Origin of the sequence: Candidatus Thioglobus sp. (assembly GCA_028228555.1) — a bacterium.
Taxonomy (GTDB): Bacteria; Pseudomonadota; Gammaproteobacteria; order PS1; family Pseudothioglobaceae; genus Thioglobus_A.
Map to the genome: position 1 here is coordinate 39,519 of JAOJBP010000007.1, position 12,411 is coordinate 51,929.

General features: G+C 37.3%; 15 protein-coding genes and 3 tRNA genes. 15 read left to right on the forward strand and 3 right to left on the reverse strand.

Annotation, left to right across the window (positions count from 1 at the left end):
* The first annotated feature begins 10 nt into the window (after window positions 1–10).
* From dnaQ to N9Y32_04865, 6 genes are all read left to right on the forward strand, one after another.
* On the forward strand, window positions 11–682 hold the full coding sequence (dnaQ, locus tag N9Y32_04840) for a DNA polymerase III subunit epsilon (protein MDB2590341.1): 672 nt from the start codon (window positions 11–13) through the stop codon (window positions 680–682).
* Between the two features lie 16 nt (window positions 683–698).
* On the forward strand, window positions 699–2,165 hold the full coding sequence (ubiD, locus tag N9Y32_04845; protein MDB2590342.1) for a 4-hydroxy-3-polyprenylbenzoate decarboxylase: 1,467 nt from the start codon (window positions 699–701) through the stop codon (window positions 2,163–2,165).
* Between the two features lie 63 nt (window positions 2,166–2,228).
* Window positions 2,229–2,305 (forward strand) — tRNA-Pro (locus tag N9Y32_04850).
* Between the two features lie 35 nt (window positions 2,306–2,340).
* Window positions 2,341–2,417: transfer RNA gene (locus N9Y32_04855), tRNA-Arg, on the forward strand.
* Window positions 2,418–2,424: 7 nt separating this feature from the next.
* Window positions 2,425–2,500, forward strand: a tRNA-His gene (locus tag N9Y32_04860).
* 390 nt (window positions 2,501–2,890) lie between these two features.
* Window positions 2,891–3,205 (forward strand): sel1 repeat family protein, encoded by a 315-nt coding sequence (locus N9Y32_04865; GenBank protein ID MDB2590343.1) that lies wholly within the window; start codon window positions 2,891–2,893, stop codon window positions 3,203–3,205.
* An 82-nt stretch (window positions 3,206–3,287) separates the two neighbouring features.
* Here N9Y32_04865 and N9Y32_04870 read toward each other — a convergent pair whose 3' ends face one another.
* Window positions 3,288–4,184 carry a LysR family transcriptional regulator gene (locus N9Y32_04870; GenBank protein MDB2590344.1) on the reverse strand — a complete coding sequence of 299 codons (897 nt, stop codon included), beginning with the start codon at window positions 4,182–4,184 and terminating at the stop codon, window positions 3,288–3,290.
* A 108-nt stretch (window positions 4,185–4,292) separates the two neighbouring features.
* On the opposite strand from N9Y32_04870, the gene N9Y32_04875 reads away from it, so the two are divergent.
* The 3 genes from N9Y32_04875 to N9Y32_04885 all read left to right on the forward strand — a co-directional run bounded on the left by N9Y32_04875 (window position 4,293) and on the right by N9Y32_04885 (window position 5,276).
* On the forward strand, window positions 4,293–4,532 hold the full coding sequence (locus N9Y32_04875) for a CDGSH iron-sulfur domain-containing protein (protein MDB2590345.1): 240 nt from the start codon (window positions 4,293–4,295) through the stop codon (window positions 4,530–4,532).
* 34 nt (window positions 4,533–4,566) lie between these two features.
* Complete coding sequence (locus tag N9Y32_04880) at window positions 4,567–4,944, forward strand: DoxX family protein (protein MDB2590346.1); 378 nt, start codon at window positions 4,567–4,569, stop codon at window positions 4,942–4,944.
* A gap of 173 nt (window positions 4,945–5,117) precedes the next feature.
* Window positions 5,118–5,276, forward strand: a complete 159-nt coding sequence (locus N9Y32_04885; GenBank protein ID MDB2590347.1) for a hypothetical protein — start codon at window positions 5,118–5,120, stop codon at window positions 5,274–5,276.
* Window positions 5,277–5,300: 24 nt separating this feature from the next.
* Here the strand turns inward: N9Y32_04885 and N9Y32_04890 are convergent, their stop codons facing one another.
* On the reverse strand, window positions 5,301–5,549 hold the full coding sequence (locus N9Y32_04890; protein MDB2590348.1) for a glutaredoxin 3: 249 nt from the start codon (window positions 5,547–5,549) through the stop codon (window positions 5,301–5,303).
* A 10-nt stretch (window positions 5,550–5,559) separates the two neighbouring features.
* Window positions 5,560–6,402 (reverse strand): Hsp33 family molecular chaperone HslO, encoded by an 843-nt coding sequence (locus tag N9Y32_04895; GenBank protein MDB2590349.1) that lies wholly within the window; start codon window positions 6,400–6,402, stop codon window positions 5,560–5,562.
* Window positions 6,403–6,443: 41 nt separating this feature from the next.
* Between N9Y32_04895 and N9Y32_04900 the strand changes: the two genes are divergently transcribed.
* The 6 genes from N9Y32_04900 to nadA all read left to right on the forward strand — a co-directional run bounded on the left by N9Y32_04900 (window position 6,444) and on the right by nadA (window position 12,397).
* On the forward strand, window positions 6,444–7,259 hold the full coding sequence (locus tag N9Y32_04900; GenBank protein MDB2590350.1) for an RluA family pseudouridine synthase: 816 nt from the start codon (window positions 6,444–6,446) through the stop codon (window positions 7,257–7,259).
* An 85-nt stretch (window positions 7,260–7,344) separates the two neighbouring features.
* Window positions 7,345–8,232, forward strand: coding sequence for a protease HtpX (htpX, locus tag N9Y32_04905; protein ID MDB2590351.1), 888 nt, complete (start codon window positions 7,345–7,347; stop codon window positions 8,230–8,232).
* Between the two features lie 2 nt (window positions 8,233–8,234).
* Window positions 8,235–9,011, forward strand: a complete 777-nt coding sequence (map, locus tag N9Y32_04910) for a type I methionyl aminopeptidase (GenBank protein MDB2590352.1) — start codon at window positions 8,235–8,237, stop codon at window positions 9,009–9,011.
* Window positions 9,012–9,066: 55 nt separating this feature from the next.
* On the forward strand, window positions 9,067–9,672 hold the full coding sequence (locus N9Y32_04915) for a DUF502 domain-containing protein (protein MDB2590353.1): 606 nt from the start codon (window positions 9,067–9,069) through the stop codon (window positions 9,670–9,672).
* An 18-nt stretch (window positions 9,673–9,690) separates the two neighbouring features.
* Window positions 9,691–11,442, forward strand: a complete 1,752-nt coding sequence (aspS, locus tag N9Y32_04920; GenBank protein MDB2590354.1) for an aspartate--tRNA ligase — start codon at window positions 9,691–9,693, stop codon at window positions 11,440–11,442.
* A gap of 4 nt (window positions 11,443–11,446) precedes the next feature.
* On the forward strand, window positions 11,447–12,397 hold the full coding sequence (nadA, locus tag N9Y32_04925) for a quinolinate synthase NadA (protein MDB2590355.1): 951 nt from the start codon (window positions 11,447–11,449) through the stop codon (window positions 12,395–12,397).
* The last annotated feature ends 14 nt before the right edge of the window (window positions 12,398–12,411 follow it).

Genomic DNA, 12,411 nt, shown 5'->3' on the forward strand with positions numbered 1-12,411 from the left:
ACAATATTTTATGGAAAGACTAATTGTTTTAGATACTGAAACCACTGGCATCGAACCCTCTGAAGGGCATCGCATTATTGAAATTGGCTGTACCGAGATCATTGACAGAGAAATTACTGAGAATAATGAATACCATCAATACATCCAACCAGATCGTAATGTGGGGGATTCGGTACGAATTCATGGTATCACAGATAAATTTCTAACTGGAAAGCCTAAGTTTGAAAAAGTTGTTAACGAATTTATGGAATACATTAAAGGTGCCACATTGATTATCCATAATGCACCATTTGACTTAGGCTTTCTAAATCATGAGTTAAAAATATTTGGATCTGAAGATCGTATTGAAGACCACTGCTCAATAATCGACACACTAGAGCTTTCTAGGCAACAACGCCCAGGCACGCTTCACAACCTAGATTCCTTATGTCGTCGTTTTGAAATTGATGCCAGCGCACGAACTGTTCATGGTGCATTATTGGATGCTCAAATTCTTGCACAGGTTTACCTAGCCATGACAGGTGGCCAATCTACTTTGTTTAGCAATGATGGCTCATCTAATGAAAAAGTTCAGAAAAATCAAAAAATTATTCGAGTAAATACTGACATTGGTAAAATTAAAGTTGTACAAGCTAATGAACAAGAGCTCCAAGCACATATTAATTACTTTTCACAAGCTTAGTCATTAAGGGTTATTCATGATATATCAAGATTTAAGAGAGTTTATTACTGAGCTTGAAAAGCGAGGTGAACTAAAACGCATCACTACCCAAGTAGATGCGAATTTAGAAATTACTGAGATTTGTCGACGTACGCTTGACAAAAAAGGCCCTGCCTTATTATTTGAAAATGTCAAAGGTTCAAATATTCCTGTCTTGGCTAACTTATTTGGCACCACAGGTCGGGTTGCCTCAGCAATGGGTCAAGAAGATTTAGCAGCCCTTAGAGAGTTGGGTAAATTATTAGCCGAGCTAAAACAACCTGAGCCACCTAAAGGTTTAAAAGATGCTTTTGAGAAGCTACCCACTCTCAAAAAAGTTTTAAATATGCCGGTTAAGCTGGTTAAAAAAGGACAGTGTCAAGAGGTTATTATTGAAGGGAATGATGTAGATTTATCCACCTTACCAATTCAAACATGTTGGCCAGGGGATGTTGCCCCTCTTATAACCTGGGGATTAACCATTACCAGAGGCCCCTTAAAAAAACGCCAAAATTTAGGCATATATCGCCAGCAAGTGATTGGCAAAAACAAGCTAATTATGCGCTGGCTATCGCATCGTGGTGGCGCACTAGATTTTAAAGATTGGTGTGATAAAAATCCAGGTCAGCCATATCCAGTTGCTGTGGCCATTGGCGCTGATCCTGCCACCACATTGGCAGCAGTGACACCCATTCCTGACAGTCTAAGTGAATATGGCTTTGCCGGCTTATTGCGTGGCAAAAAAACCAAAGTATGCACCTGTATTGGTAATGATTTACAAGTACCAGAAAACGCTGAAATTATTCTTGAAGGCGTAATTTATCCAGATGAAATGGCTGATGAAGGCCCTTATGGTGATCACACTGGATATTACAATGAGGTTGAAAGATTCCCGGTTTTTACTGTTGAGCGTATCACTCATCGCAAAAATCCAATTTATCATTCGACTTACACTGGTAAGCCGATAGATGAGCCTGCCATTTTAGGTGTGGCACTTAATGAAGTTTTTGTGCCACTATTGCAACAGCAATATCCAGAAATTACAGATTTTTATCTACCACCAGAGGCTTGTTCATATCGTATGGCTGTTGTTAGTATCAAGAAGCAATATCCTGGTCATGCTAAGCGAGTAATGATGGGAGTTTGGTCATTCTTACGCCAATTTATGTATACCAAGTTTGTTATTATTGTAGATGATGATATTGATGTAAAAGATTGGAAAGAAGTCATCTGGGCAATGACAACACGCGTTGATCCAATACGCGATACCACGCTCATTGACAACACACCAATCGATTATCTTGATTTCGCCTCCCCTGTTTCTGGCCTAGGTTCCAAAATGGGCATTGATGCCACCAACAAACTTCCTGGTGAGACTGATCGAGAATGGGGTACACCTATTGTGATGAATAATGATGTCATTCAAAGAGTTGATGACATTTGGCAAGCGTTGGAAATTGACTAATTACAAAAAATCCTAAATTTAGCCATTTACAATTCAGTTTAACAAAGTATAATTCTTTTTTTTCGGAGTATAGCGCAGTTTGGTAGCGTACCTGGTTTGGGACCAGGTGGTCGGGGGTTCAAATCCCTCTACTCCGACCAAAATTATAAATAGCACTATGTTAGTACTATTTTTTGCGCCCTTAGCTCAGCTGGATAGAGCAACGGCCTTCTAAGCCGTAGGCCTCAGGTTCGAATCCTGAAGGGCGCACCATATTATGGCGGGAATAGCTCAGTTGGTAGAGCCCTGGATTGTGATTCCGGTGGTCGCGGGTTCGAGCCCCGTTTCTCGCCCCACTACTCTTAAGGGTTTTCACCCTTTTTCAATTTTCTGATTACTATTTAAGTAACCTATGTATAACCACATGGGAGAGAATTTTGCCGTTTACACAAAAGCTTAACTGTGCAAATATAGGTCTTGATATTGAATTGATTTACGAGTAAAGTAATGGCAAGAAAGATTTACTTGGTATAGGTATATTTATAGTTATAAAAATAAGATCGACTGGGCTAAAAAAATGTATAGCAAATACTACTACCCTTTAACATATCACTTAGCGCATAATAAATAATGGAAATTCTAGCGGGAATATTTTTAATTTTAATGGTGGCATTTGCAGTGATTTCTTATCCAATGATTTTGGCAGCTAGGAATGCCAAGAAGCAAGCCAAAGAAGAGGAATAATTATGAAGATATTATTACTAACTCTATTTCTATCATTTAGTTCTATTGGGGTTTCTTATGCTGACTTTCAAAATGGAATGAATGCTTTTGATAAAGGTGAATATAAGGTCGCACTTAAAGAATTTAAACCTTTAGCTAATCGTGGTGATATTGATGCACAATATATTTTAGGTGTTATGTATGACGATGGAAAAGGTGTAACTAAAGATAATCAACAAGCAATTAAATGGTATCGTAAAGCTGCCGACCAAGGTGATATTGATGCGCAAAATAATTTAGATGCAATTTATGAAATTGTAGTATGTAGTGCATCATGATAGATAATCTTTAAGTATTTTGTTACGAATATCTATACTAGATATATATTTGTGTGTAGATTGATTAGAATTTACTTGCGATCTACTTAAGTCTATCTGAAACAAAGTCAATAAAACTTTTCACTTTAGCAGGCATATATTGTCTACTTGGATACACGATAAATACGTCGATTACAATAGGCTGATAATCACCAAATAATTCTATCAATTCACCTTTTTTAATTTCTTCTCTTAGGTTGAACAGTGGTAATCTAGTGATACCTTGGCCTGCTATGCATAATTCTAATGCCATTTGCTCATTGTTAGTCAATGTATGGCTTTTAATTGTCGCCCTGGTCTCTATCTTTGTTTTGGAACTTATATAGCGCCAAATATTGTATTGTGGAATATGGTTAAGGCCAATTGTTTTATGCTTACTAAGATCTTTTGGGTGAACTGGGGAGCCGTATTTTTCTAAATATTTTGGAGAGGCAAGTGTTGCTAGTTTGGAAGAATAAATTTTTCGACTGATAAGATTTGAGTCTTCTAGTTTAATTGCACCTCGAAATACCAAATTAAAGCCTTCGCCAACGACATCAACATATCTACCTTCTAAATCTAACTCTATATTTACTTTAGGGTATTTATCCATGTATTCTAATATTAATGGCTGTAGCTTATATATCCCAAAACTTACTGGACAGCTTATTTTTAAATTACCTTGCGGCTCCAGCCGTTGCCCTTCAAGTTGTTGCTCTACTGTTTTCGCCTCATTAATAATATTTACACATTGGCGGTAATATAATTCACCTTCTGGGGTGAGACTTATTGTTCGAGTCGTTCTATTTAATAACAATACACCGAGCCTGGATTCAAGCCTGTTAATTACTTTACTTAAGTGAGAAGTACTATGTCCTGAGAGTCTTGCAGCGCTAGAAAATCCGTTGCTATCAACAACCATTGTAAATATCACCATTCCATCTAATATTTTGGCGTTCATAAGATGGTTTTATTAAAAGTCATATGGAAATAGTAAATGATAAATATAGTATTAATAGTCAATTTTATACAATATATAATGTTTGCTCTTACTTAAAAAGGAAATATAATGAAAAATGTAATGAATTCTAATGATCAGCCTTATGTTGTTGATATATCTGCAAACGAAACGAAATATATTTGTCAGTGCGGTAAGACTAGCACCCCACCATACTGCGATGGCACTCATCAAGGCAGTGATATTGAGCCATTAGCATATACAGCTAATGTAGATGAGCAGCTATATATTTGTGGCTGTGGAAAGTCTGCTGGAAAGCCTTTTTGTGATGGCTCTCATCAGACGATTTAAAATATTTTATAAAAAATAAAAAAAGGAGAATTATATGGATGACCAGGCAAAATTATTACTAAGAATAACTGTTGGATTTACCATGTTATTTCATGGTATCGCTAAATTTAATGGTATTGGTTTTATTAGTGGAACACTAGCTGGAATTGGACTGCCAGAGATTATCGCAAATGGCGTGTATATTGGTGAAGTGCTCGCACCATTAATGGTTATTGTTGGATTTTATACTCGAATTGGTGGATGGTTGATGGCTATCAATATGCTTTTTGCAATTGGCTTGATGCACTCTCAACAAATATTCACATTAACAGAACAAGGCGCTTGGGCTATTGAATTACAAGTTTTGTATCTATCAGCAGCTGTAGTAATTGCTTTGCTAGGTAGTGGAAAGTTTGCACTAAAAGCTGACTAATATTTAAAAGAGTAAGTGGTCATGATATTGTTAATAATATAGCAACTATCGACTTTTTAATCTTTATTAAGAATATTAAAAAAGGTGCTTAGGCGCCTTTTTTAACGCCCATAATAAGTTGATTTGTGAATATAATGATTGGAAAAATAAACTAACGCAAGCGGGAGTAAGCTATGGATTCAAGAGTAGAAGTAACAGATATTAAAATGCCATTTTTCTCAATGGTATGGTTCATGGTTAAATGGGCGGTAGCATCAATTCCGGCGATTATAATCTTGTGGTTTTTGTTTATGTTGTTTGGTGGTTTAATGGGTGGCTTTTCTCGTTATTAACAAACACCTTAAGCTTAGCAATTTTTAAGTTTCTATACCCATCTCGCGCAACATTAAATACGCTTCAAGATCATCACATCCACCCACATGCCTATCCGCTATGAATACTTGTGGGTAAGTAAGTTCGTCAGGTGCCATACTAAGCATATCGTCATTTTTCCATTTGATTTCATCAACTAAACGAACCTCATATTTAATACCCTGCTCATCTAGCATCTTTTTTGCTCGGCTACAATATGAGCAATTAGGTTTAGTCCAGATAATATTTTTCATTGTTAATCCTTTAAGAATTAGTCGCAAAAATTCGATTAACATCTTGCTCATCAAAAAATAAATGCTCGTTGCAAATCTCATTATGTATGGCTATTTCTCCGCGTTCTTTGAGTAAGTCACGCGCATCTTGTTCACCTAAATCATAGATGATTTTTTCAAACCGCTCTTTGTTTTGCTCACATTCATAGTCAACCCAATCAGCATTAAATAACTGTAAAGTCTCTTCATGAAATAAACGATGTAGCAAGGACTCTGCATCTAAATTATTTAATTCGTTTTCTGTAATGGTGTCAGATAAAGCTCCAACCCTATGCCAGCCCTCAGAATCATGCTGATCTGCCTCTGGCATTTTTTGTAACAACATAGCGCAAAGATTTTCCTGGGTTGAACTAACCCACAATCTAGACTCTAATTGCTCTGATTGAAAAAAGTAATCTTCAAAAGTTGCTATTAAACCTTTTTGGTTTATAGGTACTAACGATTGAAAGCTATGGTCGGTTTGAGAATTGTACAAAGTGGCAACAATCTGGCCTTTGCCTAAAATTTTATCCAAAGCGTCTTCCTCTTCAATAGCACCATCTGATCTAACCATACCGCGGATTTTAAGATCACTGGTTACCTCAACTAATAATAAACTGACAATACCACTACCTTGAACTTGCAAAGTAAGCTTACCCTCGTGTTTAATGCCATTAGCCAAAAAGATAGCCAAAGCGCTAAGTTCTCCAAATAATTGCCTTATAGGTAGGCTATAGCGACGATTTTGGATCATATCTTGCCATGTATCAATGAGTGATAAATGTTGGCCGCGGATATCTAAGTCTTTAAATAAAAATCTGTTAATTGTATTCATAGGTATGATTTTAATTTATACCTAGGGATGCAAGTAAAAAAGTGATAGAAAGAAAAATGACCATTAAAGCCGATAATCAGCTCTTAATTGATGCCTTGGTCGAGGCAACTGAATTATCTAAGAAAACTCTTAAAAGTGCGCTGGATAAAGGCTGTATTTGGCTAAAAACAGACAAACAAATTAGTCGAATCAGGCGTATTAAGAAATTATTGAACAAAGGTGATGAAGTCTTTATTTATTGGAATGAAGAAATTTTATCCTCAGTCCCTACTCAGCCAACATTAATACTAGATAAGAAAAGTTATAGCATTTGGTTTAAGCCTGCTGGTGTTTTTTCTCAGGGATCAAAGTGGGGAGATCATTGTTCAATAACTCGATTGGTTGAAAAGAAACTAGATCGCCCTAGCTTTTTAGTGCATAGACTTGATCGTGCAACTAGCGGGCTGATGATAGTTGCTCATTCAAAGGCTATGGCTCGAGATTTTTCAAAACTATTTGCTGATAGGCTAATTAAAAAAACCTATCTGGCGATAGTTTCGGGTAGCTTTCCAGTTGATAAAATTAGCCTGAATGATGATATCGATGACAAACATGCATTAAGTCATATCACCAAACTGGCAGAAAACCAAAAAAAAACACTGCTTAGTGTTCACATTGAAACAGGTAGAAAACATCAAATTAGAAAACATCTTAGTGATTTTAATTTCCCAATTATTGGCGATCGACTTTATAGTGATACAAAAAAAGATCACCTAGAAGACTTACAATTACAGGCGGTTAATTTGGTTTTTAACTGTCCAATCGATCAACAATCAATTAACATTAAGGTATCTGAAAAAGAGCAGTTAAAACTCTAGCAAAGAGCATTGCAAGCCAACAGACTTGAATCTATTAGATAATACCCATATCTAATATTCAATTATCATCGAACTAGGAGTACCTATGAAAAGAATCTTTTTATTTTTAATGACTAACATTGCCATTCTTGTCTTGCTAAGCATCACTTTAAGCTTACTTGGTGTTGAGGGAATTCTAAAGGAGAATGGTTCAGATCTTGACTTACAAGCTCTACTTATTTTCTCTGCAGTATTTGGCTTTGGTGGTGCTTTTATTTCGTTATTAATTTCCAAGTGGATGGCTAAACGCATGACAGGTGCAGTTGTTATTAAATCACCTGCCAATAACCTTGAAAAATGGCTCATTGAAACTGTTGAAAAACAAGCAAAAATAGTAGGTATTCGTATGCCTGAAGTGGCTATTTTCCCTACTGCTTCGTTGAACGCTTTTGCTACCGGCGCAAGTAGAAATAAAGCTTTAGTAGCTGTTTCTCAAGGTTTGCTTGATACTATGAGTAAGGGTGAGATAGAGGCTGTTGTTGGTCATGAAATGAGTCACGTTGCCAATGGCGATATGGTAACGTTAACGCTCATTCAAGGAGTAGTAAATACTTTTGTTATTTTCTTCTCAAGAGTCATTGGACACTTTGTTGATCGTGTTATTTTAAAAAACCAACGCGGACATGGTATTGGTTATTTTATAACCACACTTTTTGCTCAAATTATACTTTCGATTTTAGCTTCGACTATTGTTATGTACGTTTCTAGAAAACGTGAATTTGTCGCTGATACTGGTGGTGCAGACTTGGCTGGCCATCAAAACATGATTGGTGCATTAAAACGCCTTGGGCAGGTTGAACCAGAAGCACTTCCTGAGCAAATGGCGGCCTTTGGTATTAATGATAAAAAAGGTTTTGCCTCATGGTTTTCATCTCACCCGCCTATTGAAGATCGTATTGCAGCGCTTGAAGCGCGCTCAAAGGCACAAGCATAATTATGGCTATTGATATTAAATCTGTTGATGAAATTGCAAAAATGCGTGTCGCTGGACGTTTAGCTGCCGATGTTTTAGATATGATTGCTCCCCATGTAAAAGCTGGAATAAGTACTGACGAGCTTGATAAAATTTGCCATGATTACATCATTAACGAACAAGATGCTATCCCCGCTCCACTTGACTATCATGGGTTTCCAAAGTCTATCTGTACCAGCATTAACAACGTAGTTTGTCACGGTATTCCATCAGATAAGTTACTTAAAAAAGGTGATATTGTTAATATTGATATCACCGTTATTAAAGACGAATATCATGGTGATACATCCAAGATGTTTGTCATTGGCAAAGCCAGCGTTAAAGCTCAACGTATTTGTCGTGTTGCTCAAGAGTGCTTGTATATTGGTATTAAACTGGTTAAGCCAGGTCTTAAGCTGGGTGAGATTGGTAAAGCTATCGACGCACATGCTCAAAGTAATAACTATTCAATTGTGCGCGATTACTGTGGCCATGGAATTGGCCTTAAGTTTCATACAGAGCCTCAGGTTATGCATTATGACGATGGTCATGTCGAGGATAGTCCTATTCTAGAAGAGGGTATGACATTCACCATTGAGCCTATGGTTAATATTGGTAATTTTGAGGTAGCCACTTCCAATGTTGACGGCTGGACAGTTACCACCAAAGATCGTTCATTATCGGCCCAATGGGAGCATACAATTCTAGTCACTAAAGATGGCTATGAAATCCTTACACTTAGAGTCGAAGAGGACATCTAATCTCGTAGTTGATTATGCTAAAATAAGTGTTTTTATTGTCATCTCAATCTAAGCATTGAAAAACCTAAGAAACTATTTTATTTCCGGCCTACTTTTTTGGATTCCATTAGGCCTTAGTGTCGTTGTTATTAAATTCTTTTTAGAGCTTGTAAACGATATTGTTCCGCCCGAATACTTACCTGAAGCTTTATTTCATCTTGATAGTGTTATTCCTGGCTCTGGTATAGTTTGGGTTGTCTTAATTATCATTATTACTGGCGCTCTAGTTAGTAATTTTATTGGTCGCAAGCTAGTTGAAATTTGGGAAAAAATACTTAATAAAATTCCTGGTTTTAGGGGTATATATAAAGCCTTAAAACAGCTCTCTGACACAGTACTTAGCCCTTCTGGCAATAGCTTTAAAAAAGCATTATTAGTTGAATATCCACGCAAAGGCATGTGGACTATTGCTTTTCAAACAGGTGATTATCAAGGTGAAATTGCAAAGAAAATTGGTCAGGAGTTGGTCAACATTTACGTACCAACTACTCCCAATCCAACCTCTGGATTTTTCATCATGTTACCTAAAAGCGATATTATTGAACTAGACATGAGTGTGGATGAAGCATTTAAATTGATTATTTCTACCGGCGTGGTAGAACCTAGCAAACCATCAAACTGATTTACAAAGGATAAAACTATGAGAACGAACTATTGCGGCGAATTAAATAAAGAAAATATTGATCAAACTGTCGAAATTTGCGGCTGGGTCAATCGTCGTCGTGACCATGGTGGTGTTATCTTCTTGGATATGCGTGACAAGCGAGGTATCGCTCAAGTTGTTATCAATCCAGATAATGCTGATTTTTCTATCGCTGAAAGTATTCGTAATGAGTTTGTACTTAAAATTACCGGTAAGGTTATTGCTCGTGCTGTTGGCTTGGCTAATCCAAAACTTACATCAGGCGATATTGAAATTGTTGCTGATCATATTGAAATCCTTAACACCTCTAAACCCGTTCCTTTTCAGATTGATGCAACTGATACTTCTGAAGAAGTGCGCTTAAAGTATCGCTATTTAGATCTTCGTAACGATGCCATGCAAAAACGTATGCGTCTTCGCTCTAAAGTAACGCATTTCATGCGTGAGTTTATGGATAACAATGATTTTTTAGATATTGAAACCCCTTTTCTAACTAAAGCGACACCAGAAGGTGCGCGTGATTACTTGGTGCCTTCACGTACCCATCCAGGTGAGTTTTTTGCCCTACCTCAATCACCACAATTATTTAAACAGTTATTAATGATGTCTGGCTTTGAGCGTTACTATCAAATCGTTAAATGTTTTAGAGATGAAGATTTACGCGCAGACCGCCAGCCTGAATTTACTCAGCTTGATATTGAAGTTTCATTTATGAATGAAAATGAGATCATGGCGATGATGGAAGAAATGACTCGTGGAATGTTTAAAAATGTGATTGATGTTGACTTGGGTGACAATTTCCCAAGCATTACTTATGCTGATGCAATGCATACTTATGGTGTTGATCGTCCTGATATGCGTATTCCAATGCAAATGACGGATATGGACGAACTAATGCAAGGTGTAGACTTTAAAGTATTCTCTGGACCTGCTGCTAGTGAAAGCTCTCGTGTTGCAGCTTTGCGTGTACCAGGTGGATCTTCTATCAGTCGTAAACAAATTGACAAATACACTAAATATGTGAGTATTTATGGCGCTAAAGGTTTGGCTTATATCAAACTTAATGAAGATGGTCCTGCCTCCCCTATTTTAAAATTCTTAGGTGATGAAGTTACCGCTAAAATTATTGAATTGACAGGCGCTAAGACGGGCGATATTATTTTCTTTGGCGCTGATAAAACTAAAGTTGTAAATGAAGCACTCGGCAACTTGCGTGAACAGTTAGCTAAAGATTTAGATCTATATGATAAAAAATGGGCACCAATTTGGGTGGTTGACTTTCCAATGTTTGATCAAAATGATGACGGCTCACTTAGTGCTATTCATCACCCATTTACAGCGCCAACTGTTGATGCAAATACTTTAGAAAAAACAGCGACAACTGCACTATCTAGAGCTTATGATTTAGTTATTAACGGCTCTGAAGTGGGTGGCGGATCTATTCGAATCCATCAGGTTGAAATGCAACATACTGTGTTAAAACTTTTAGGTATTTCTGATGAAGAAGCGCAAGATAAATTTGGTTTCTTGTTAGATGCGCTCGAGTATGGCTGCCCTCCTCATGGTGGTATGGCATTTGGTTTAGATCGTTTGGTAATGATCATGACTGGTTGCAATTCAATTCGCGATGTAATCGCATTCCCTAAGACACAAACAGCTGCTTGTTTGTTAACAAATGCACCTGCCAGTGTTTCAAGAAAAGTGCTTAGAGAATTAAGCGTACAAGTGAGTTTAGCTAAAAAAGATTAATCCTGTGCATAGTATTACCGAACAAATCAAGTCAGCACTAACGGCTAATAATGCCGTCTTAGTTGCGCATTATTATGTCAGTGCTGAATTGCAAACTTTAGCTGAAGAAACCGGTGGTATTGTTTCTGATTCTTTAGAGATGGCACGTTTTGGTAAAAACTGCGATGCGGATATTATTGTGGTTGCAGGTGTTAAATTCATGGGGGAAACGGCTAAAATCCTTTCTCCAGAAAAAACTGTATTAATGCTTGATGAAAATGCCACTTGCTCTTTAGATCTTGATTGCCCGATTGAAGAATTTTCAAAATTTTGTGATCAGCACCCTGACAGAACTGTCGTAGTTTACGCTAATACTTCTGCCGAAGTTAAAGCCAGAGCTGACTGGGTAGTTACCTCTGGTAGCGCCTTAAAAGTAGTTAAACACCTCAAAGAACAAGGTAAAAAAATTCTTTGGGCGCCAGATAAACACCTTGGTAACTATGTTCAGAGTGAAACTGGTGCAGACATGCTATTATGGAATGGATCTTGTGTGGTGCATGAGCGCTTTAAAGCAGACGCATTGGCTAATTTAAAAAAACACCACCCTCGAGCTTGCGTTTTAGTGCACCCAGAATCGCCACAATCAGTAGTTGACTTAGCTGATGTGGTTGGCTCAACAACAGCTCTTATTAATGCGGTGCGAGATCGAGATGAGCAAACATTTATTGTCGCAACAGATAATGGAATTTTCCATAAGATGCGTGAAGTAGCGCCTCATAAAATACTCATTGAAGCCCCAACTGCTGGCCAAGGAGCACATTGCGAGTCTTGTGCACATTGTGAGTGGATGGCGATGAATACATTAGATAATTGCTTAAGTTCGCTCAATACCGGTAACAACGAAATACTAATCGATCCATCTGTGAACCAAAAAGCAAAAAATTCCATACAAAAATTACTCGACTTTACTGCATAAAGTTGACCTTTAAA

What these genes read in the sequence shown, in the direction of transcription:
- N9Y32_04885 (MDB2590347.1), top strand. Translation starts at nt 5,118, where the DNA reads ATGGATTCAAGAGTAGAAGTAACAGATATTAAAATGCCATTTTTCTCA.
- ubiD (MDB2590342.1), top strand. Translation starts at nt 699, where the DNA reads ATGATATATCAAGATTTAAGAGAGTTTATTACTGAGCTTGAAAAGCGA.
- dnaQ (MDB2590341.1), top strand. Translation starts at nt 11, where the DNA reads ATGGAAAGACTAATTGTTTTAGATACTGAAACCACTGGCATCGAACCC.
- N9Y32_04880 (MDB2590346.1), top strand. Translation starts at nt 4,567, where the DNA reads ATGGATGACCAGGCAAAATTATTACTAAGAATAACTGTTGGATTTACC.
- N9Y32_04875 (MDB2590345.1), top strand. Translation starts at nt 4,293, where the DNA reads ATGAAAAATGTAATGAATTCTAATGATCAGCCTTATGTTGTTGATATA.
- N9Y32_04870 (MDB2590344.1), bottom strand. Translation starts at nt 4,184, where the DNA reads ATGAACGCCAAAATATTAGATGGAATGGTGATATTTACAATGGTTGTT.
- N9Y32_04890 (MDB2590348.1), bottom strand. Translation starts at nt 5,549, where the DNA reads ATGAAAAATATTATCTGGACTAAACCTAATTGCTCATATTGTAGCCGA.
- htpX (MDB2590351.1), top strand. Translation starts at nt 7,345, where the DNA reads ATGAAAAGAATCTTTTTATTTTTAATGACTAACATTGCCATTCTTGTC.
- N9Y32_04895 (MDB2590349.1), bottom strand. Translation starts at nt 6,402, where the DNA reads ATGAATACAATTAACAGATTTTTATTTAAAGACTTAGATATCCGCGGC.
- aspS (MDB2590354.1), top strand. Translation starts at nt 9,691, where the DNA reads ATGAGAACGAACTATTGCGGCGAATTAAATAAAGAAAATATTGATCAA.
- N9Y32_04865 (MDB2590343.1), top strand. Translation starts at nt 2,891, where the DNA reads ATGAAGATATTATTACTAACTCTATTTCTATCATTTAGTTCTATTGGG.
- map (MDB2590352.1), top strand. Translation starts at nt 8,235, where the DNA reads ATGGCTATTGATATTAAATCTGTTGATGAAATTGCAAAAATGCGTGTC.